The organism is Roseovarius sp. (assembly GCF_965277045.1).
GTDB lineage: Bacteria > Pseudomonadota > Alphaproteobacteria > Rhodobacterales > Rhodobacteraceae > Roseovarius.
Window position 1 is genome coordinate 2,058,163 of record NZ_OZ255712.1, and the last position, 17,278, is coordinate 2,075,440.

The 17,278-nt window shown below is 64.9% G+C and carries 19 protein-coding genes; 9 read left to right on the top strand and 10 right to left on the bottom strand.

Going from position 1 to position 17,278, the window contains the following annotated elements; all coding sequences use genetic code 11:
• The first annotated feature begins 113 nt into the window (after nt 1–113).
• Nucleotides 114–623, top strand: a complete 510-nt coding sequence (gene accB / locus ACQY4V_RS10320) for an acetyl-CoA carboxylase biotin carboxyl carrier protein (protein ID WP_428511377.1) — start codon at nt 114–116, stop codon at nt 621–623.
• A gap of 10 nt (nt 624–633) precedes the next feature.
• Nucleotides 634–1,986: an acetyl-CoA carboxylase biotin carboxylase subunit gene (gene accC / locus ACQY4V_RS10325; RefSeq protein WP_428511379.1), complete on the top strand. Its 1,353-nt coding sequence runs from the start codon at nt 634–636 to the stop codon at nt 1,984–1,986.
• 49 nt (nt 1,987–2,035) lie between these two features.
• Here the strand turns inward: accC and ACQY4V_RS10330 are convergent, their stop codons facing one another.
• Complete coding sequence (locus ACQY4V_RS10330; RefSeq protein WP_428511381.1) at nt 2,036–2,740, bottom strand: class I SAM-dependent methyltransferase; 705 nt, start codon at nt 2,738–2,740, stop codon at nt 2,036–2,038.
• Between the two features lie 91 nt (nt 2,741–2,831).
• Between ACQY4V_RS10330 and aat the strand changes: the two genes are divergently transcribed.
• Nucleotides 2,832–3,482, top strand: coding sequence for a leucyl/phenylalanyl-tRNA--protein transferase (aat, locus tag ACQY4V_RS10335; protein WP_428511383.1), 651 nt, complete (start codon nt 2,832–2,834; stop codon nt 3,480–3,482).
• On the opposite strand, the gene ACQY4V_RS10340 is transcribed toward aat, so the two are convergent.
• From ACQY4V_RS10340 to ACQY4V_RS10360, 5 genes are all read right to left on the bottom strand, one after another.
• The gene (locus tag ACQY4V_RS10340; protein WP_428511385.1) at nt 3,446–3,826 is read right to left on the bottom strand and encodes a DUF2155 domain-containing protein; all 381 of its coding nucleotides are present in this window, start codon (nt 3,824–3,826) and stop codon (nt 3,446–3,448) included. The genes aat and ACQY4V_RS10340 overlap by 37 nt on opposite strands.
• Complete coding sequence (gene mlaD / locus ACQY4V_RS10345) at nt 3,823–4,290, bottom strand: outer membrane lipid asymmetry maintenance protein MlaD (protein WP_428511387.1); 468 nt, start codon at nt 4,288–4,290, stop codon at nt 3,823–3,825. Before mlaD ends, ACQY4V_RS10340 begins: the two co-directional genes overlap by 4 nt.
• A 37-nt stretch (nt 4,291–4,327) precedes the next feature.
• Complete coding sequence (locus ACQY4V_RS10350; protein WP_428511389.1) at nt 4,328–4,711, bottom strand: NADH:ubiquinone oxidoreductase subunit NDUFA12; 384 nt, start codon at nt 4,709–4,711, stop codon at nt 4,328–4,330.
• 259 nt (nt 4,712–4,970) lie between these two features.
• A complete protein-coding gene (clpX, locus tag ACQY4V_RS10355) occupies nt 4,971–6,233 on the bottom strand; it encodes an ATP-dependent Clp protease ATP-binding subunit ClpX (RefSeq protein ID WP_428511391.1) in 1,263 nt (420 codons plus the stop codon).
• A 192-nt stretch (nt 6,234–6,425) separates the two neighbouring features.
• Complete coding sequence (locus ACQY4V_RS10360; protein WP_152492983.1) at nt 6,426–7,058, bottom strand: ATP-dependent Clp protease proteolytic subunit; 633 nt, start codon at nt 7,056–7,058, stop codon at nt 6,426–6,428.
• 370 nt (nt 7,059–7,428) lie between these two features.
• Between ACQY4V_RS10360 and ctaD the strand changes: the two genes are divergently transcribed.
• From ctaD to ACQY4V_RS10390, 6 genes are all read left to right on the top strand, one after another.
• The gene (ctaD, locus tag ACQY4V_RS10365; RefSeq protein WP_428511393.1) at nt 7,429–9,105 is read left to right on the top strand and encodes a cytochrome c oxidase subunit I; all 1,677 of its coding nucleotides are present in this window, start codon (nt 7,429–7,431) and stop codon (nt 9,103–9,105) included.
• Between the two features lie 80 nt (nt 9,106–9,185).
• Complete coding sequence (locus tag ACQY4V_RS10370; RefSeq protein ID WP_428511395.1) at nt 9,186–9,737, top strand: hypothetical protein; 552 nt, start codon at nt 9,186–9,188, stop codon at nt 9,735–9,737.
• 139 nt (nt 9,738–9,876) lie between these two features.
• On the top strand, nt 9,877–12,366 hold the full coding sequence (locus ACQY4V_RS10375; protein ID WP_428511397.1) for a 5'-nucleotidase C-terminal domain-containing protein: 2,490 nt from the start codon (nt 9,877–9,879) through the stop codon (nt 12,364–12,366).
• Between the two features lie 815 nt (nt 12,367–13,181).
• On the top strand, nt 13,182–13,469 hold the full coding sequence (locus ACQY4V_RS10380; RefSeq protein ID WP_428511399.1) for a putative quinol monooxygenase: 288 nt from the start codon (nt 13,182–13,184) through the stop codon (nt 13,467–13,469).
• Nucleotides 13,470–13,480: 11 nt separating this feature from the next.
• On the top strand, nt 13,481–13,921 hold the full coding sequence (locus tag ACQY4V_RS10385; RefSeq protein ID WP_428511401.1) for a MarR family winged helix-turn-helix transcriptional regulator: 441 nt from the start codon (nt 13,481–13,483) through the stop codon (nt 13,919–13,921).
• Complete coding sequence (locus ACQY4V_RS10390; protein ID WP_428511403.1) at nt 13,918–14,121, top strand: hypothetical protein; 204 nt, start codon at nt 13,918–13,920, stop codon at nt 14,119–14,121. Before ACQY4V_RS10385 ends, ACQY4V_RS10390 begins: the two co-directional genes overlap by 4 nt.
• Before the next feature lie 57 nt (nt 14,122–14,178).
• On the opposite strand, the gene ACQY4V_RS10395 is transcribed toward ACQY4V_RS10390, so the two are convergent.
• The 4 genes from ACQY4V_RS10395 to ACQY4V_RS10410 form a co-directional block, all read right to left on the bottom strand.
• Nucleotides 14,179–14,937: a MipA/OmpV family protein gene (locus tag ACQY4V_RS10395; RefSeq protein WP_428511405.1), complete on the bottom strand. Its 759-nt coding sequence runs from the start codon at nt 14,935–14,937 to the stop codon at nt 14,179–14,181.
• Nucleotides 14,938–14,987: 50 nt separating this feature from the next.
• The gene (locus ACQY4V_RS10400; RefSeq protein ID WP_428511407.1) at nt 14,988–15,770 is read right to left on the bottom strand and encodes an MBL fold metallo-hydrolase; all 783 of its coding nucleotides are present in this window, start codon (nt 15,768–15,770) and stop codon (nt 14,988–14,990) included.
• Nucleotides 15,771–15,904: 134 nt separating this feature from the next.
• Entirely contained in the window at nt 15,905–16,276 is a 372-nt protein-coding gene (locus ACQY4V_RS10405) for a cupin domain-containing protein (protein WP_428511409.1), read from the bottom strand.
• A complete protein-coding gene (locus ACQY4V_RS10410) occupies nt 16,277–17,209 on the bottom strand; it encodes a hydrogen peroxide-inducible genes activator (protein WP_428511411.1) in 933 nt (310 codons plus the stop codon).
• Nucleotides 17,210–17,278 lie beyond the last annotated feature (69 nt).

Genomic DNA, 17,278 nt, shown 5'->3' on the forward strand with positions numbered 1-17,278 from the left:
TCCTTGCAAATAGGCGCTTTCAAGTAGGCCCGTCCTGGCCTATAAGCGCGCAAAACAAGACAGGCGCGGCCGGACGGGACAGTGGGTCGCGACCCTAGCTTCGAGGATACGGGATGCCGGACAAGACTTCCAAGACGAACCACGACGCGGATGTGGCGTTTATCAAAGCGCTGGCCGAGGTGCTGAACGACAACGACCTGACCGAACTGGAGGTCAAGCGCGAATACGGCGACGACGATACGCTGAACGTGCGCGTCAGCCGCAAGCAGAAGGTGGTCCAGCAGATGTCGGCGCCCGCCCCTGCATTGGCGGCGCCGGCCGCGCCCTCTGCCCCGGCCGCGTCAGCGGCGTCGGACGCCCCCGCGCCGTCCGAGGACCCGGCCAGCCATCCCGGTGCGGTCACCTCGCCCATGGTGGGCACGATCTACATGCAGGCCGAACCCGGCGCGCCGGCCTTCGTCGCGGTGGGTCAGCAGGTGGCCGAGGGCGATACGCTGCTGATCGTCGAGGCGATGAAGACCATGAACCACATCCCCGCCCCGCGTGCCGGGACCGTGAAGCGCATCCTGGTCGAGGACGGCGCCGCGGTGGAATACGGCGCCCCCCTGATGATCATCGAATAAGGGCCAAGCGATGTTCGACAAGATCCTTGTGGCCAACCGGGGCGAGATCGCCCTGCGGGTGATCCGCGCCGCGCGCGAGATGGGCATCCGGACCGTCGCGGTGCATTCGACTGCCGATGCCGACGCGATGCATGTGCGCATGGCCGACGAATCCGTCTGTATCGGCCCTCCGCCGGGATCCGAGAGCTACCTGTCGATCCCGTCGATCATCGCCGCCTGCGAGGTGACGGGCGCGCAGGCCATCCACCCCGGTTACGGTTTTCTGTCCGAGAACGCCAATTTCGTGCAGATCGTCGAGGACCATGACCTGACCTTCATCGGCCCCACGGCCGAGCATATCCGGGTGATGGGCGACAAGATCACCGCCAAGGACACGATGAAGGCGCTTGGCGTGCCCTGCGTGCCGGGCTCGGAGGGCGGCGTGCCGGACCTTGCGGCGGCCAAGGCGCTGGGGGACGAGATCGGATATCCGGTGATCGTCAAGGCCACCGCCGGCGGTGGCGGGCGCGGCATGAAGGTGGCAAAGACCGCCGCCGAGATGGAGCATGCCTTTCTGACCGCGCGGTCCGAGGCCAAGGCGGCCTTCGGCAATGACGAGGTCTATATCGAGAAGTACCTGACCACGCCGCGCCATATCGAGATCCAGGTCTTTGGCGACGGCAAGGGCCGCGCGGTGCACCTGGGCGAGCGCGACTGTTCTCTGCAGCGCCGCCACCAGAAGGTGTTCGAGGAGGCCCCCGGCCCCTGCATCACTGAAGAAGAGCGCGCGCGGATCGGCAAGACCTGCGCCGACGCGGTGGCCAAGATCGACTATGCCGGTGCGGGCACTATCGAGTTTCTCTACGAGAAGGGCGAGTTCTATTTCATCGAGATGAACACGCGCCTGCAGGTCGAGCACCCGGTGACCGAGGCGATCTTCGGTGTCGACCTGGTGCAGGAACAGATCCGCGTGGCCGAGGGGCTGCCGATGTCCTTCACCCAGGAGAACCTGAAGATCAACGGTCATGCCATCGAGGTCCGCATCAACGCCGAGAAGCTACCGACCTTCTCGCCCCGGCCTGGCCGGATCACGCAGTTCCACGCCCCTGGCGGCCTGGGCGTGCGGATGGATTCGGCGCTGTACGATGGCTATTCGATCCCGCCCTATTACGATTCCCTGATCGGCAAGCTGATCGTGCATGGGCAGGACCGTGCCACCGCGCTGGCGCGGCTGAACCGCGCCCTGGGCGAGCTGATTGTCGATGGTGTCGACACCACGGTGCCGCTGTTTCACGCGCTGTTGCAGGAGCCCGACATCCACTCGGGCGACTACAACATCCACTGGCTGGAACACTGGCTGGAAACCAACCTGCAGGAGGGCTGAGGCCGCCATGCCCCGGTCCTGGGGCCTGTGCGATGCCAGCCGGACATCATCACGCCTCGGCGTCGATCAGCGTGAAACTCGCGCGCGCGATGGGGCCGGAGCGGTAATAATCCGACAGCCCCTCGCGCAGCGATGGCGGCAATTGCGTCCAGTCGGTCCAGTCCACCTCGAACCCGTTGGCGGTGGCGGCCTGGGTGATCGCGCCGCGGCTGGGGATCATGTGCGGCGCGCGGGCCGTGCCCCCGGCGGCGCGGCGCGGTTCCAGCCGCAAGAGCGGCTCCGCCGAGGTGGCCAGCACCCCGTCCCCCATCACCATCCTGGGGCGAAGCCTGGCGATATCCTCGAAGACCTCGTGGAGGTCGGACACGTCGCGCAGCACGTCCATCAGCACCACGAGGTCGAACCTCTTGTCCATGTCGGCGGCGGTTTGCAGAAAGTCGAGCGGCGCGGCGCGGCGCATCTCGACCCGTTCCCGCGCCCCGATGGAGGGCAGACCGTCGAATTGGGCGATAAGCTCGTCCTGCGCCTCGACCCCGACAACCTGCAGGGCGCCGGCCTGCGCCAAGTCGGCGCACCACTTGCCATCCCCGGCGCCGAGATAGAGCACGCTGCTGTCGGTGATGACATGACGAAAACAGTCGAACAGCATCCCGTACCGCGCCTGCCGCCTGTTGGCGCGTTGTCGCAATGTAACCTCGACGGTGCCGGGATCACCGGTCGCGCCCCTATCCGGCGCGTTATTCAGGTCGTCCATGTCATCTCCTTTGCCATGACCCGGGCAAACGCTTAGCATGACATCCCGTAACGAACGGTAAACGCCGCCCTGCCCGCCGACACGAGTGTCCATGTCCAACCGCCAGCCGCCTCTCGATCCGGAACTCCTGCTGCAGGCCTACGCGGCGGGAATTTTCCCGATGGCCGAGTCGCGCGACGATCCGGAGCTGTTCTGGGTCGATCCGCGGTTGCGCGGCGTGCTGCCGCTCGACGGGTTTCACGTGTCGCGGTCCCTGGCCCGCCGGGTGCGCCGGGGCGCCTACACCGCCACGCTCAATGCCGATTTCAAGGGCACCGTCGACGGCTGTGCCGCCCGTTCAGAAACCTGGATCAACGGTCCGATCCGGGCGCTTTACATGGACCTGCACCGCATGGGCCACGCGCATTCGATGGAGATCTGGCAGGACGGCGTGCTGGCGGGCGGGGTCTATGGCGTGACGCTAGGCGCGGCCTTTTTCGGCGAAAGCATGTTCTCGCGCCGCACCGATGCGTCGAAACTGGCGCTGGCGCACCTGACCGGGCATCTTCGGCGCTGCGGCTTCGTCCTGTTCGACACGCAGTTTCAGACCGAGCACCTGGCCAGCCTGGGCGCGCAGGAGATTCCGCGGGCGACGTACCGCGAAGCGCTGGAACACGCGTTGCGCATCGATGCGGATATCAACCACCCGCCCTTCGACCCCGCGCCTCACTGGGTGATGCAGCGCAGCACCCAGATATCGTAGCGTTGATGTTCGACCGCGTTCAGCGCGGGCGACGAGGCCATCATCCAGCCCGAGAAGATCGGCGGCGCGTCCTCTTCGGGGTGGACCGTGAGAAAGGCGAAGGCGTCGCCCGCCGGGTTGCCCGCGGGATAGCGGCACTCGCCCAGCTCGATCCGCATCCGGCCGACATTGCCGGCGCTGGCATTGGCGATTTCCAGGTCGCCCGTCTCGGTGGTGATCTTGTCGACCCAGCGCAGCACGACGCCGGTGCCGACCTCGACCTGCTCCTGCGCCTGCGCCTGCGCGCCGGAGACACAGAGCAACGCCGCCAGAATGGCGGTCAAGGCACGATGGCGTCGGATCATTCGCCGGCCTCTTGTCCGGCCTCGTCGCCGGCCACGAACTTGGTGAGAAGCCCGATCAGGCTGACCGAGCCTTGGGTGAACTCGATCTCGTCACCGGCGGCGAAATAGAACGGCGAGCCGCCGGGCATGATTTCCACGAAGTTGCCCCCCAGCAGCCCCTCGGAGCTGATCGCGAGCGCGCTGTCGTCGGGCACCTCGATATCCTCGCGCACGGTAAAGACGGCGCGGGCGCGGTAGGTTTCGGGATCGAGCTGCATGTCGGTCACGCGCCCCACCTTGACCCCCGCGAGGCGCACATCGGTGCCCACGTCGATGCCGTCGGCGCTGCGGAAGCTGGCGCGCAACTCGTATTCCGAGGCGGCGGCGGAAAAGCCGCTGACCTGTCCGGCATAGATCACGAAGGCGGCGGCGATGGCCAGGACGGCCCCGCCGACGGCAACCTCGGTCAAGTTCTCGCTGGCCATGCGCGGCTCCTGGTTGAAAGCGTCCGGGGACGCCGGGTTACTCGGGGCTCCACGCCTCGTAGTCGCGCCGCTCGGCCGGTTCGGCCCGGCGGATCGAGCCCGCGGGGGCATAGGCCAGCGCGGTACCGGTGAGGTTTTCCTCGTGCGGCTTTTCCCACGGCTTGCGCTTGAACGGCGCCTCGGTGGGCGGCTCCTTGTAGGTGTGATGCAGCCAGCCATGCCACTCCGGGCTGACCCGGCTGGCCTCGGCCTCGCCGTTGAAGATCACCCAGCGGCGCTTGCCGTCGCCGGTCTGGTAGAAGATGTTGCCCTGATCGTCCTCACCGACCTTCACGCCCTTGCGCCGGGTGTGAATCATCGTGTTCAAAGTGGCGCCGTTCCACCAGGTGACGGCGCGCAAAAGAGAGGTGAGCAGACCCATCATGATCCTCCGAAACGTCGCTGGTCCCGATATGCCGCAGATTGTCGCCAAGGTCCAGCCCGCAGGAGGCCGCGGCGGCCTCTATCCGCCAGTCCGGCGCCTTTTCCGGCAAGCCCGCGCGTGACGCGCCGCGGCGCTGCTGGCTTGGTCCCTGCCTGTGCGGGCCAGCATTTTCTTGCAAAGAAAATGCCCATGAAAATCGACAGGATTTTCATGGGCGAATTTTTCGAAAATTTGACCGCGCCGGGGCGGAGGGTGCTCAGCTGGCGCTGGCCTCTTCCTTCTTGGCGTCGGCATGCACCATCAGCGGCGCAGCTTCGGCGGTGACCGCTTCCTCGTTCACCACGACCTCCTCGACATTGTCCATGCCGGGCAGTTCGAACATCGTGTCGAGAAGGATATCCTCGAGAATCGAACGCAGACCGCGCGCCCCGGTCTTGCGGGCGATCGCGCGCTTGGAAATCGCCGTCAGCGCATCTTCGGTGAAGGTCAGTTCGACATTCTCCAGTTCGAACAGGCGCTGGTACTGCTTGACCAGCGCGTTCTTGGGCTGGGTCAGGATCGTGACCAGCGCATCCTCGTCCAGGTCTTCCAGCGTCGCGATGACCGGCAGGCGACCGACGAATTCCGGGATCAGACCGAATTTCAGCAGGTCCTCGGGTTCGAGATCCTTGAAGACCTCGCCCACGTTGCGCTCATCCACGTTGCGCACGTCGGCGCCGAAGCCCATCGCGCTGCCCTTGCCGCGCTGGCTGATGATCTTGTCGAGGCCGGCGAAGGCACCGCCGCAGATGAACAGGATGTTCGTGGTGTCCACCTGCAGGAATTCCTGCTGCGGATGCTTGCGCCCGCCTTGCGGCGGCACGGCGGCCACGGTGCCTTCCATCAGTTTCAGAAGCGCCTGCTGCACGCCCTCGCCCGACACGTCGCGGGTGATCGAGGGGTTTTCCGACTTGCGGGTGATCTTGTCGACCTCGTCGATATAGACGATGCCGCGCTGCGCGCGTTCGACGTTGTACTCGGACGCCTGCAACAGCTTGAGGATGATGTTCTCGACATCCTCGCCCACATACCCGGCCTCGGTCAGCGTGGTGGCGTCGGCCATGGTGAAGGGCACGTCGAGGATCCGCGCAAGCGTCTGCGCCAGAAGCGTCTTGCCGCAGCCCGTCGGGCCGATCAGCAGGATGTTGGACTTTTGCAGTTCGATGTCGTTCTTGCCGGAATGGTTGAGGCGCTTGTAATGGTTGTGCACCGCGACCGACAGCACGCGCTTCGCCGTCGCCTGGCCGATCACGTAATCGTCCAGCACATCGCAGATCTCGCGCGGGGTGGGCACGCCATCCGTCGCCTTCAGGCCGGCGGTCTTGGTTTCCTCGCGGATGATGTCCATGCACAGTTCAACGCATTCGTCGCAGATGAAAACCGTGGGACCCGCGATCAGCTTTCGGACCTCGTGCTGGCTCTTGCCGCAGAAACTGCAGTAGAGCGTGTTCTTGCTGTCGCCACCGGAGTTGTTCGCCATTCTTGCACCTTTCGGCGTCCTGCGCCGTATGTCAGACCCATCATGTGCGCCACCCTGGATGGATGAGGCCGGTTCATCCGGCCCTTGCGCGGGTCGCTAGTTTCACGTCCGTTTGAGGCAGCTTAGGGCAGAGCGTTTGGCACCTCAATGTCAAAATCGCCCCTGCCCCCTCGCGTGCCGCGGATGCGCGGATCAGCTGTCGTCTTCGTCACCTTTCGCCCGGTTTTCCACGATTTCGTCGATCAGGCCCCAGTCCTTGGCCTGCTCGGGAGACATGAAGTTGTCGCGCTCCAGCGCCTCCTCGACCTTTTTCAGCGATTGTCCGGTGTGTTTTACGTAAATTTCGTTAAGACGCCGTTTCAGCTTCAGCGTTTCCTCGGCGTGGATCATGATGTCCGTCGCCTGGCCCTGGTAGCCGCCCGAGGGCTGGTGAACCATGATTCGGCTGTTGGGCAGCGAAAAGCGCATGCCCGCCGCGCCGGCGGTCAGCAGCAGGCTGCCCATGCTGGCGGCCTGGCCGATGACCAGCGTGCTGACCTTGGGCTTGATGTACTGCATCGTGTCATAGATCGACAGGCCGGAGGTCACCACGCCGCCGGGGCTGTTGATATACATCGAGATTTCCTTGGACGGGTTTTCCGCCTCGAGGTGCAGCAGCTGTGCTACGATCAGGCTGGACATGCCGTCATGCACCGGGCCGTTCACGAAGATGATCCGCTCCTTCAGCAGGCGCGAGAAGATGTCGTAGGCCCGTTCGCCACGGCTGGTCTGCTCGACCACCATGGGGACGAGCGTGTTCATGTAGGTTTCCATCGGGTCTGTCATGTTGCCTGCCTCTTGATGCACATCGGCCGGACCGTGGATCGGCCCGCGTCGGAGTGAACCTTATGCGTGGGCCGAAGGGGCTTCAAGAGCGGCCGGTGATTTTCGATTGCGCCCTGGGGGCCGTTTCGCCCGCGCCCGTCAAACACCGCTTTGGTGAAGGAATCGTTAAGTTTTGCGGGCCTCCGGCCGCGTTTCACGGCCCGTCCGGCTGCGACAAAAAATATCCCGCTATGTCAATCTGGCGCATTGCTCATTGCCGCGGGGCATTCTAGAACCTTCCACGTGTTGCGGGACACGTCGCGGGGGAGTCTGTCTGACCTTACTTCCCCAATCGGTGTCCCTGTATAAATGACCAGCAGGAGGCACCCAGATGGCAGACGCAGCCATTCACGGCCACGGACATGACGACAACCGCGGGTTCTTCACCCGCTGGTTCATGTCGACAAACCACAAGGATATCGGGATTCTCTACCTGGTGACGTCCGCATTCGTCGGGCTGATCTCGGTGGCGTTCACCGTCTACATGCGGCTCGAACTGATGGAGCCGGGCGTTCAGTACATGTGCATGGAAGGCGCCCGGTTCACCGCGGCGGCGGCCGGCGAATGTACCCCGAACGGACACCTCTGGAACGTCATGATCACCTATCACGGTGTGCTGATGATGTTCTTCGTGGTGATCCCCGCGCTCTTCGGCGGCTTCGGCAACTACTTTATGCCGCTGCAGATCGGCGCGCCGGACATGGCGTTTCCGCGCCTCAACAACCTCAGCTTCTGGCTCTATGTCACCGGCACGTCGCTGGGTGTGGCCTCGCTTCTGGCGCCGGGCGGCAACGGGCAGCTTGGCTCGGGCGTGGGCTGGGTGCTGTACCCGCCGCTCTCGACCAACGAGGCGGGCATGTCGATGGACCTGGCGATCTTTGCCGTGCACGTGTCGGGCGCAAGCTCGATCCTGGGCGCGATCAACATGATCACCACCTTCCTGAACATGCGCGCGCCGGGCATGACGCTATTCAAGGTGCCGCTGTTCTCGTGGTCGATCTTCGTCACCGCGTGGTTGATCCTGCTGGCGCTGCCGGTGCTGGCCGGCGCCATCACCATGCTGCTGACCGACCGCAACTTCGGCACGACCTTCTTCCAGCCTTCGGGCGGCGGTGACCCGGTGCTCTACCAGCACATCCTGTGGTTCTTCGGCCACCCGGAAGTGTACATCATCATCCTGCCCGGCTTCGGCATCATCAGCCATGTCATCGCGACCTTCGCGCGCAAGCCGATCTTCGGCTACCTGCCGATGGTCTGGGCGCTGATCGCCATCGGCTTCCTCGGCTTCGTCGTGTGGGCGCACCACATGTATACCGTGGGCATGTCGCTGACCCAGCAATCCTACTTCATGCTGGCCACGATGGTGATCGCGGTACCGACGGGCGTGAAGGTGTTCAGCTGGATCGCCACGATGTGGGGCGGCGCCATCGAGTTCAAGACGCCGATGCTCTGGGCGTTCGGCTTCCTGTTCCTGTTCACCGTGGGCGGCGTCACCGGCATCGTCCTGTCCCAGGCGGGCATCGACCGGGCGTACCATGACACCTACTACGTGGTGGCGCACTTCCACTACGTGATGTCGCTGGGCGCCGTCTTCGCCATCTTCGCGGGGGTCTACTTCTACTTCCCCAAGATGACCGGACGGATGTACCCGGAATGGGCCGGCAAGCTGCACTTCTGGGCGATGTTCATCGGTGCGAACCTGACCTTCTTCCCGCAACACTTTCTGGGACGTCAGGGGATGCCCCGCCGCTACATCGACTACCCCGAGGCCTTCGCGGTCTGGAACTACTGGTCGTCGCTGGGCGCCTTCCTGTCCTTCGCTTCGTTCATCTTCTTCTTCGGTGTGATCGCCTATTCGCTGTTCCGCGGCGCGCGGGTGACCCAAAACAACCCGTGGAACGAATATGCCGACACGCTGGAATGGACCCTGCCCTGCCCGCCGCCCGAACACACGTTCGAGCAGTTGCCCAAGCGGGAAGACTGGGACAAGCAGCCCGCGCATCACTAAGCGGCGGCTATCCAGCCTGAACCTTTCGACAGGCCCCGGAGCGATCCGGGGCCTTTCTCGTTCAAGAAAGGCGTCGCGGGATGATCTATCTTGCCTGCATACTGGTCATCGTGATCGGCGGTAGCGTGCTGCACCGCCGTCGCGCCGCGCCTTGGCGACTTTATGCCTTCGGGGTCGAGATCTACCTGCTGCTCTGCGTGGCAAGCCTCGCGCTCTCGCGTTTGGCACCCCAGCTGATCTGGGGTTTTCCGTTCGGCCGCGGCGGCGGCGCGACCGGGTGGCGCGGCGGCGACGCGCCGGTCTTCGAGGTCTTCGTCGCACCGCTGGTCGCGGTTCTTCTGGCCCTGCTGGGTCCTGCGCTCGTCTGTGCTCTCATGTGGTGGCAACAGCGCCTGGGCGCCATGCTCTACCCGTCTGCGACGCGCTGGCTTTTCTGGCCGATGGTGTCGGGGATGGTGCTGGTTCCCGGCGTGGTGACGCTGGTGCTGGTCAATGGCGGGGCGCAGGCTGCCGATCCGTCCGCGGTGGCGGGGCTGGGCCGGGTGACCCGCCTGATCGGCGAGGCCGCCCTTGTCGCGCTTGCCGCGCTGACCGTCTGGTCATTTCTGCGCCACCGTCGCGCCCGACGCTGAGCGGCAGGACCGCGCCGAACCGGGTGCCGTCACAAAAATTTAACGCATTCGCTGCGCCCCTGTTACGCAAAACCCGCTCTTTTCAGGACCAGACCGCGTTGCTGCGACGCGGATTTTGCCTGCAAAGAGGATTTCGACGATGTTTTCCAAACACGATTTCGGCACGCCGTGGGGCCACCGTGGCCAGTCCTGGAAAGACAAGTTTCCCGGCTTCTGGGACTGGTGCAATCCGCGCGACGACGACGCCCCTGCTACGCCCCCGACCGCATCCGATGACGTAGCGCGCGTCGTGGGCCGCAAGGCAAAGCTTGATCTTCTGGCAAACGACCTGTCCGGCGAAGACGGCGAGGCGGACGACCTGTTCATATCCGAGATCAACGGCAAGACCGTCGGCAACCGCAAGTTCTTCCTGCTGAAGGACGAGGAGTCCGGTGTCGTCGAAGGATTTCTCAAGATCAAGAAGGACGGCACGGTCAAGGTGAAAGCTTTCCCGTGGTTCGACGGCGAGCTTGATTTCACCTACCGGGTCTCGGACGGAGAGACAGAGAGCGACGAGGCGCATGTCACGGTCGAGATGCTGGGCCGCAAGGAGACGTTCACGCTCAACCTGCTGCACTTTGCCGACCAGGAAGCCGGCGCCGCCGCCGTGGCGGACGCGCCCAACTTCTCGGGTGTGCTGAACGCGCTGCGCGACGAGGACGTGGGCGCCGACGCGACGCTCACGCTTTCCTCGGGCGACGCCTTCATTCCGGGCCTCTTCTATGACGCCTCGGCGGCGGTTTTCGGCTCGGCCGGGATCGCCGACCTGCAAATCCAGAACGAGCTTGGCGTGCAGGCCATCGCCCTTGGCAATCACGAGTTCGACTTCGGCACCGCCACGCTGGCAAGCCTGATTTCGGGCGATGCGCCGGGCGATTTCTCGGCCCTGTCGGGCACCGACCTTGACGGCATGGATTTCGCCGGGGCGCTCTTCCCCTACCTGTCGGGCAACCTCGACTTTTCCACCGACGAAAACCTCGCGCCGCTGGCGGTCGAGGGCGGGCAGGCCCCGCAGGCGGGCGTCGTGACCTCATCGACCGTGATCGAACAGGACGGCGAACGCTTTGGCGTCATCGGGGCCACCACCCCGACGCTCGGCTCGATCTCATCGCCCGGTGGCGTGGGCATCGCCCCGGGCTGGGCCGGCACCGAGCCGACCGAGGCCGAGCTGGACGCGCTGGCCACCACGATTCAGGCCGAGGTCGACGCCCTGCTGGACGCGAACCCCACGATGGACAAGGTGATCCTGCTCGCGCACATGCAGCAGATCGACATCGAGTTCGCGCTGGCCGAACGGCTGTCGGACGTGGATATCATCGTCGCCGGCGGCTCGAACACGCGGCTTTTCGACGACAATGACCGGGCCCGCGACGGCGACAGCGATCAGGGCCAGTACCCGGCCTTCATCGACAACGCCGGCGGCACCACCACCGCGGTCGTCAACACGGATGGCAGCTACAAATACGTGGGGCGCCTGGTGATCGAGTTCGACGCCCATGGCAACATCATCCCCGAAAGCTATGACGCGGATGTCTCGGGCGCTTACGCCACCGACGACCAGGGCGTGGCGGACCTGAACGCCGATGGTCTGATCGACCCCGAGATCCAGGCCATCGCCGACGCGATCCAGGACCAGATCCTTGCGACCGAAGGCAATGTCTTCGGCATCTCGGACGTCTTCCTGAACGGCAACCGGTCCGGCACCGGCGCGGGCGACGACCCCGATGGCGTGCGCACCCAGGAAACCAACCTGGGCAACCTGACGGCGGACGCGAACCTGGACTATGCCAACGAGATACAGTCGGACACCGAGGTCTGGGTGTCGATCAAGAACGGCGGCGGCATCCGCGCCTCGATCGGACAGACAGTGGTGCCTGCCGGCGGAAGCGAACCGGTGCGCACCGTGAACGAGCAGATCCTCGACGGCGACGGCAACGTCGTGAAACCGACGGGCGGGATCAGCCAGAACGACATCCAGACCACGCTCGCGTTCAACAACGACCTCGTCGTCGGCCAGTTGACCGCGACCGAGCTGGTGGCGGTGCTGGAGCACGGCGTGGCCGCCCTGCCCGGCGTGGCGGGCCAGTTCATCCAGGTGGCGGGCGTGGAGTTCAGCTTTGACCCCGATGCGCCCGCCGGCGCGCGGATCGACGACGCGGCCTTTGTCGACCCCGACACCGGCGAGATCCGAGCGGTGCTTGTGGATGACGGCGTGATCGTGAACCCCGACCAGGAATACGGCGTGGTGACGCTGGGCTTCCTGGCCGCGCCGCGGTTTGACGATGACGGCACATTCATCGGCGGCGGTGACGGCTATCCCTTCCCCGAGGATTTCGACTTTACCGCCCTCGAAGTGGAAGGCGTGCAGACCGGCGATGCGACCTTCGCCGATGACGGCACCGAGCAGGACGCGCTGGCCGAGTACCTGCTGGACAACCACAACACCGCCGCCACGGCATTCGCCGAGGCCGATACCGGGCCGGACCTGGACACGCGCATTCAGAACCTTGCGTTCCAGGACGGCGCGGCGCTGGATGCGGCGGTGGACGCGGCGCTGACCCCGGTGGCGGACGAGTTTGTGTTCGTCTGACACCTCTACGCGATGTCGAAGCCCCCGGCGCGATCCGGGGTCTTCGCGTTTCGTGGCGCAAGTGAGCGTCGTGGACTGAGCGCTAAATGCTCGCCTCAAACCCTTTGGGGACACGTGTGATCCATAGCCCCTAGCGCCATTGACGGGCCGCGGTGCGGCGATCCGACGATGGTCCGGCAGTGCTTTATCCAAGCCAGATCCGAAACAGAATTGAGCGATGCACCGAGCGTCACCCAATCACCGGGCCGTGGGGGCTGCCCGGCGATGGCGCGGGGCCTGCGGCCTGACTCCGCGCTGGGGCTCGTAGATCTAACGTCTTTTATGTCTGGTCGTCCGCACCCCATGTCGGGATCGAGCCCGTTGCATGACACTGGTATCGCGCCCCCAGCCGGTTAACAGCCGCGAAGCGGCCCGGCCATCGTCAGCCCCTCCCTTGGGCTGGCGATTTGGCTGAGGTTGGGCGCAACGATCCTTCCGAGGATGTGTTTGGCAGGCATAAAGTGCTTCATAGTTGGTGTCGGATCACCACCCCAGGGGCTGACGCTCGCCTCCGTTGTGAACGGCAGCAAAGTCTACAGGGTACCGCCCCTGACGCGAACGCCTCCAAAAACTTTTCGGAAACAGGACCGAACCTCTGGCAAAAATGCAAAGACCCCGGCGCATTCCGGGACCTTATTCATCTTCACGCCACGGCCCGCTACTCTTCACCCACACATCCCGGACGTGATCGGGGATCTCTTGCGAAATGCGGCAGGTTTACATTTACCATGATATATATCATGGTAAATGAAATACAGAATCAAAGGAGCCGACCCATGTCCCTCAGCGTTTTCGCCACCATCCACCCCAAGCCAGAGTGCCTGATCGAGGCCCGCGACGCCATCCTCGGCATCCTGTCCGAGACCCGCGCCGAAGCGGGCTGCCAGCATTTCACCCTGCACCGCAACCTCGACAGCGACACCCTGCACCTGACCGAGATCTGGGACGATCAGGCAGCCTTCGACGCGCATCACGCCCAAGCCTATACCCGCGCGGTGTTCGAGCGTTACGAGCATCTCTTGGCCGCGCCGGTGGAGCTGACCTTCATGCACCCTCTGGCCTGAAAGCCCGTCCCATGTTCTTTCTCAAGGACCTGCCCACGCGGCGCATGATCGAAAGCTATTCCGGCCATTACGACACAAACCCGGAGACGATCCGCGAGGGGCTGACCCTGCTGCGGCGGGCCAGCCTGCTGATCCGCCTGCTGGATGCCTATTTCGCGGGGCACGGGCTGTCGCAGCTGCGTTTTCTGTTCCTGATCGTGATCGACCGCGAGGAAGACCGCGACAGCCTGACCGTGGGCGAGATCACCGAGCGGCTGGATGTCTCCGGCCCGGTGGTTGCGCGCACCCTGCGGACGCTGCTGGACGATGGGTTGGTGACCAAGACCACGGACGAAGGCGACAGCCGCCTCCGGCATATTGCCCTGACGCCCGAGGGGCGGGACAGGCTGACGGCCATCCTGCCCGGCTATTTCCGGATCATCGCGGACGAGATGGAGGGCACGGCATCATGAGACGCGTCTTGCGGATATTCCTGGTGTGGCTGGTTGTCTGGCCACTGGTGATGGCAGGGTTGGTAATTCTACGAACCATCGGGCCGCACTGGCCGATGGCGGTGCGGACATTGGTGCTGACGGGCGTGCTGGTCCCGCTCATCTCGCTGGGGATCACACCATTGGTCGCGTGGCTAATCGCCGGCCTCTACCGGCAATAATGCAAAAGCCCCGGTGGAACCGGGGCTTTTAGAAGCGCAAAACCGCAAAGCGCGACATCACCGCCCGAAGTTGAACCGCCGCATCACGATCAGGGACACCTGAAAGCTGTCATCGTCCTGCACGATGGGCGAATCCGCCGCGTCGCCCACATAGCGGTTCCAGGCCAGGGTCCCGTCGAGATACCAGTTCTGCGACAGCTCGTACTGTGCGCCGACCTCGATCCCCGCGCTGACGAGACCTGAGCCGGGCGCGTAGGCGGGAAAGGCCGAGAGGGTCGCCTCGGCCGGGGTCACGCCGAAATAGGTGGACGTATAATCACCCGAGCCCCAAAGCGCGCGCGGCCCCACCGTCACCGTCCAGTCCTCGGACGGACGGAAGATCGCGTCGGCGCCAAGCTCGCCCACCCAGCTTTCGTGGCCGATCACGCCATAGCGCACATCGGCGAAGGCCTGGAAGTTCTCGGCGGTGTAGCCGACGCCGCCGCCGAGTTCGAAGCTGAAGTCGACATCGCGCAAGCCGGTCAGTTCCACGTGCTCGGAACTGTCGCGTTTGCGGATCACCCGGATCGAGCCACGGGGCCGCCAGCCCAGATCGACGGCATTGGGATCGGGATCGCCGAATTCGAGACGACCGATCCTGAGGTGGCCGAACCCGAAACCGCCGGTGACCCCGGCCTCGTAATCGTCGGAGCCGAAATATTCGGGCTGGTAAATCCCGCCGATGCCCGCCGCTAAGGACAGGCTGGGCCCGGACTGCGCCATCGCCATACCTGGAAGAAGGGGAGCCATGGCGGCGATCAGGAAAGTGTATTTCATATGTTGTCCCTGTACGTCTTTGGGGGGGGAGGCCTCTGCCACGTCGGGCGTCAGCTCAGGTTACCGTTGTACCAGTCATGCAGCGACACCTCGGTGTCGGCCCCGGCCTCGCTCAGCATTTGGGCGAAGGCTTCGGGGTCCTGGGTGCCGCCGTCGCGACCGCGATAATGGTAGGGGATCACCATTGCGGGAGCGAATTCGGCCACCGCGTCGGCGGCCTGTTCGGCGGTCATGGTGAAAGGCAGGTTCATGCACACCAACGCAAGGTCGATGTCCTGCAGGCCGCGCATCTCGTCGGTGCCTTCGGTGTCGCCGGAAATATAGATACGGCCCGCATCGGTCGTCACGACAAACCCGATATCGCCGCGCTCCTGCGGGTGGAAATCCATCCGGCCCTCGGTGATGTTGTAGGCGGGCACGGCCTCGATCCCGAGTCCAATCATCTCGGTGGTCTCGCCCGCCGCGATGGCCTGCGCGCGGCCCTGCATGTCCTCGGGCATCATGCCCATCACGTCGGCATTGGTCAGGATCGGCACCTCGGGCAATGCCGCCAGAAGGTCGGCGCTGTAGTGGTCGCCGTGGCGGTGGGTGACCAGGATCAGCTCGGGCGCGGGCAGGCCCTCATAGTCCGCCGCCGCGCCCACCGGATCGACATAGACCACGCCCGCCGACGTCTCCATCACGAAGGACGCATGCGAGATCGGGTGAAGGGTCACGCCCCCGTCGAGAACGCTCATGCTGGCGCCCTCTTCGGCAGCAAGGGCAAGCGAGGGCAGCACGGTCACGGTGCCGGCCGCGGCGCTGCCGATCAGGAAATTGCGTCTGGTGGTCATGGGAACCCTCCCGGTCTGTTGCATCGGTTGGCGGACCGGCGGAAGGCCGGACCGCGGTTCGCCAAGAAGGATAGTACGATCGACGGCCGCGGCGAGGGGCACGGGCCGACATCTGCGAAAATCGACGCAAAGGATCAATAGCCGCCGGATTTCCAGCCCATGAAAGCCTTGGTCACCTCTTCGGAGATGTCCCAAGTCACGCGCATGCCATCCCGGACAAAGGCTGTGTCACCGGGGCCAAGGTCCAGCGCATCGCCCGTGGCATGATCGGTGATGCGGCAGCGGCCCTGAAGAATGACCATCATTTCGTCGCCCTGCTCGGTGCAGTCGAACGCGCCTTCGGAACAGCGCCAGATGCCCGCCCGCGTGGCATGGCCCGGCCCGCCGGCATCCAGCCGCCCGTGGCAGACCGGATCGCCCCGCACGATCCTGTAGTCGCTCTGCGGCGCATCAAAGGGCCAGTGCTCCAGCGGTCCGACATCGTCTCCGGGTCTGTATCTGCGCATCTATCCCTCCAGCGTGACCAGGTCTGCGAAATGCTCCTGCACGACCGCCTGCACGATGCCGCCGACCCGCCGCGCCAGCGCCGCATGGGCCGCCCGCCGGCGCCAGACCAGGCCGATGGACCGGGCGAGACGGCCATCGCGGAAGGGCCGGATCGCCACGTCGTCCTCCTTGCCGTCCACCTCGGACCGGACATAGAGCGCGGGCAGGAAACTGACACCCATCCCCAGCGCCGTCATCTGGCGCAGCGCATCCAGGCTGGTGCCTTCGTAATCCTGCCGCAGCCGCGCGCCCACATCCTCGCACAGCCGCAGCATCTGGCCATGCAACAGGTAGGCATCGGACAGCGACAGCACATCCTGCCCGTGCAGGTCCGCCGCCTCGACACGCGCCTGTCCGGCCAGCGGATGGTCCTGTGCCACGGCCAGCTTCAACGGCTCGCGAAAGAGGCGCATCACGTCGAGATCGGCGGATTGCACCGGCAGCTGCGTCAGGATCATGTCGTGCCGCCCCTCGATCAGGTCATCCTGCAAGCTGCGCGGCGCGGCATCGCGAATGACCAGCTTCAGCGCCGGATACGCCCGATGCAGGCGCCGGGTCACGAATGGCAGAAGATATGGCCCCAGCGTCGGCGTGGTGCCAAGATGCAGCGTGCCGCCGATGCCGTCCCGCGCCGCGCGGGCCCGTTGCGTTAGCGTTTCGATTTCGTCGATCACCTTTCGGGCCTGCTCGCGGACCTCGCGCCCCGCCGGCGTCAGGACGGCGCCGCGTCGCCCCCGCTCCACCAGGTCGACGCCAAGCGCGGATTCCAGCCGAACGATCTGCTGGCTGAGCGACGGCTGGCTGATCCCAGCGCGTTCAGCGGCCTTGCGATAATGGCCCGCCTCGCAGAGCGACAGGAAATAGCGCAACTGGCGCAAGGTGATCTCGTCCATGCCATGGTCCTCGTCTCGAGCTTTTTCAAGATAGGGTTTTCCTATCGGATTTTCAGCTTCGATAGGATT

Bases quoted from the DNA above. Each gene is read 5' to 3' on its own strand.
- accB (WP_428511377.1), top strand. From the start codon at position 114: ATGCCGGACAAGACTTCCAAGACGAACCACGACGCGGATGTGGCGTTT.
- accC (WP_428511379.1), top strand. From the start codon at position 634: ATGTTCGACAAGATCCTTGTGGCCAACCGGGGCGAGATCGCCCTGCGG.
- ACQY4V_RS10330 (WP_428511381.1), bottom strand. From the start codon at position 2,740: ATGGACGACCTGAATAACGCGCCGGATAGGGGCGCGACCGGTGATCCC.
- aat (WP_428511383.1), top strand. From the start codon at position 2,832: ATGTCCAACCGCCAGCCGCCTCTCGATCCGGAACTCCTGCTGCAGGCC.
- ACQY4V_RS10340 (WP_428511385.1), bottom strand. From the start codon at position 3,826: ATGATCCGACGCCATCGTGCCTTGACCGCCATTCTGGCGGCGTTGCTC.
- mlaD (WP_428511387.1), bottom strand. From the start codon at position 4,290: ATGGCCAGCGAGAACTTGACCGAGGTTGCCGTCGGCGGGGCCGTCCTG.
- ACQY4V_RS10350 (WP_428511389.1), bottom strand. From the start codon at position 4,711: ATGGGTCTGCTCACCTCTCTTTTGCGCGCCGTCACCTGGTGGAACGGC.
- clpX (WP_428511391.1), bottom strand. From the start codon at position 6,233: ATGGCGAACAACTCCGGTGGCGACAGCAAGAACACGCTCTACTGCAGT.
- ACQY4V_RS10360 (WP_152492983.1), bottom strand. From the start codon at position 7,058: ATGACAGACCCGATGGAAACCTACATGAACACGCTCGTCCCCATGGTG.
- ctaD (WP_428511393.1), top strand. From the start codon at position 7,429: ATGGCAGACGCAGCCATTCACGGCCACGGACATGACGACAACCGCGGG.
- ACQY4V_RS10370 (WP_428511395.1), top strand. From the start codon at position 9,186: ATGATCTATCTTGCCTGCATACTGGTCATCGTGATCGGCGGTAGCGTG.
- ACQY4V_RS10375 (WP_428511397.1), top strand. From the start codon at position 9,877: ATGTTTTCCAAACACGATTTCGGCACGCCGTGGGGCCACCGTGGCCAG.
- ACQY4V_RS10380 (WP_428511399.1), top strand. From the start codon at position 13,182: ATGTCCCTCAGCGTTTTCGCCACCATCCACCCCAAGCCAGAGTGCCTG.
- ACQY4V_RS10385 (WP_428511401.1), top strand. From the start codon at position 13,481: ATGTTCTTTCTCAAGGACCTGCCCACGCGGCGCATGATCGAAAGCTAT.
- ACQY4V_RS10390 (WP_428511403.1), top strand. From the start codon at position 13,918: ATGAGACGCGTCTTGCGGATATTCCTGGTGTGGCTGGTTGTCTGGCCA.
- ACQY4V_RS10395 (WP_428511405.1), bottom strand. From the start codon at position 14,937: ATGAAATACACTTTCCTGATCGCCGCCATGGCTCCCCTTCTTCCAGGT.
- ACQY4V_RS10400 (WP_428511407.1), bottom strand. From the start codon at position 15,770: ATGACCACCAGACGCAATTTCCTGATCGGCAGCGCCGCGGCCGGCACC.
- ACQY4V_RS10405 (WP_428511409.1), bottom strand. From the start codon at position 16,276: ATGCGCAGATACAGACCCGGAGACGATGTCGGACCGCTGGAGCACTGG.
- ACQY4V_RS10410 (WP_428511411.1), bottom strand. From the start codon at position 17,209: ATGGACGAGATCACCTTGCGCCAGTTGCGCTATTTCCTGTCGCTCTGC.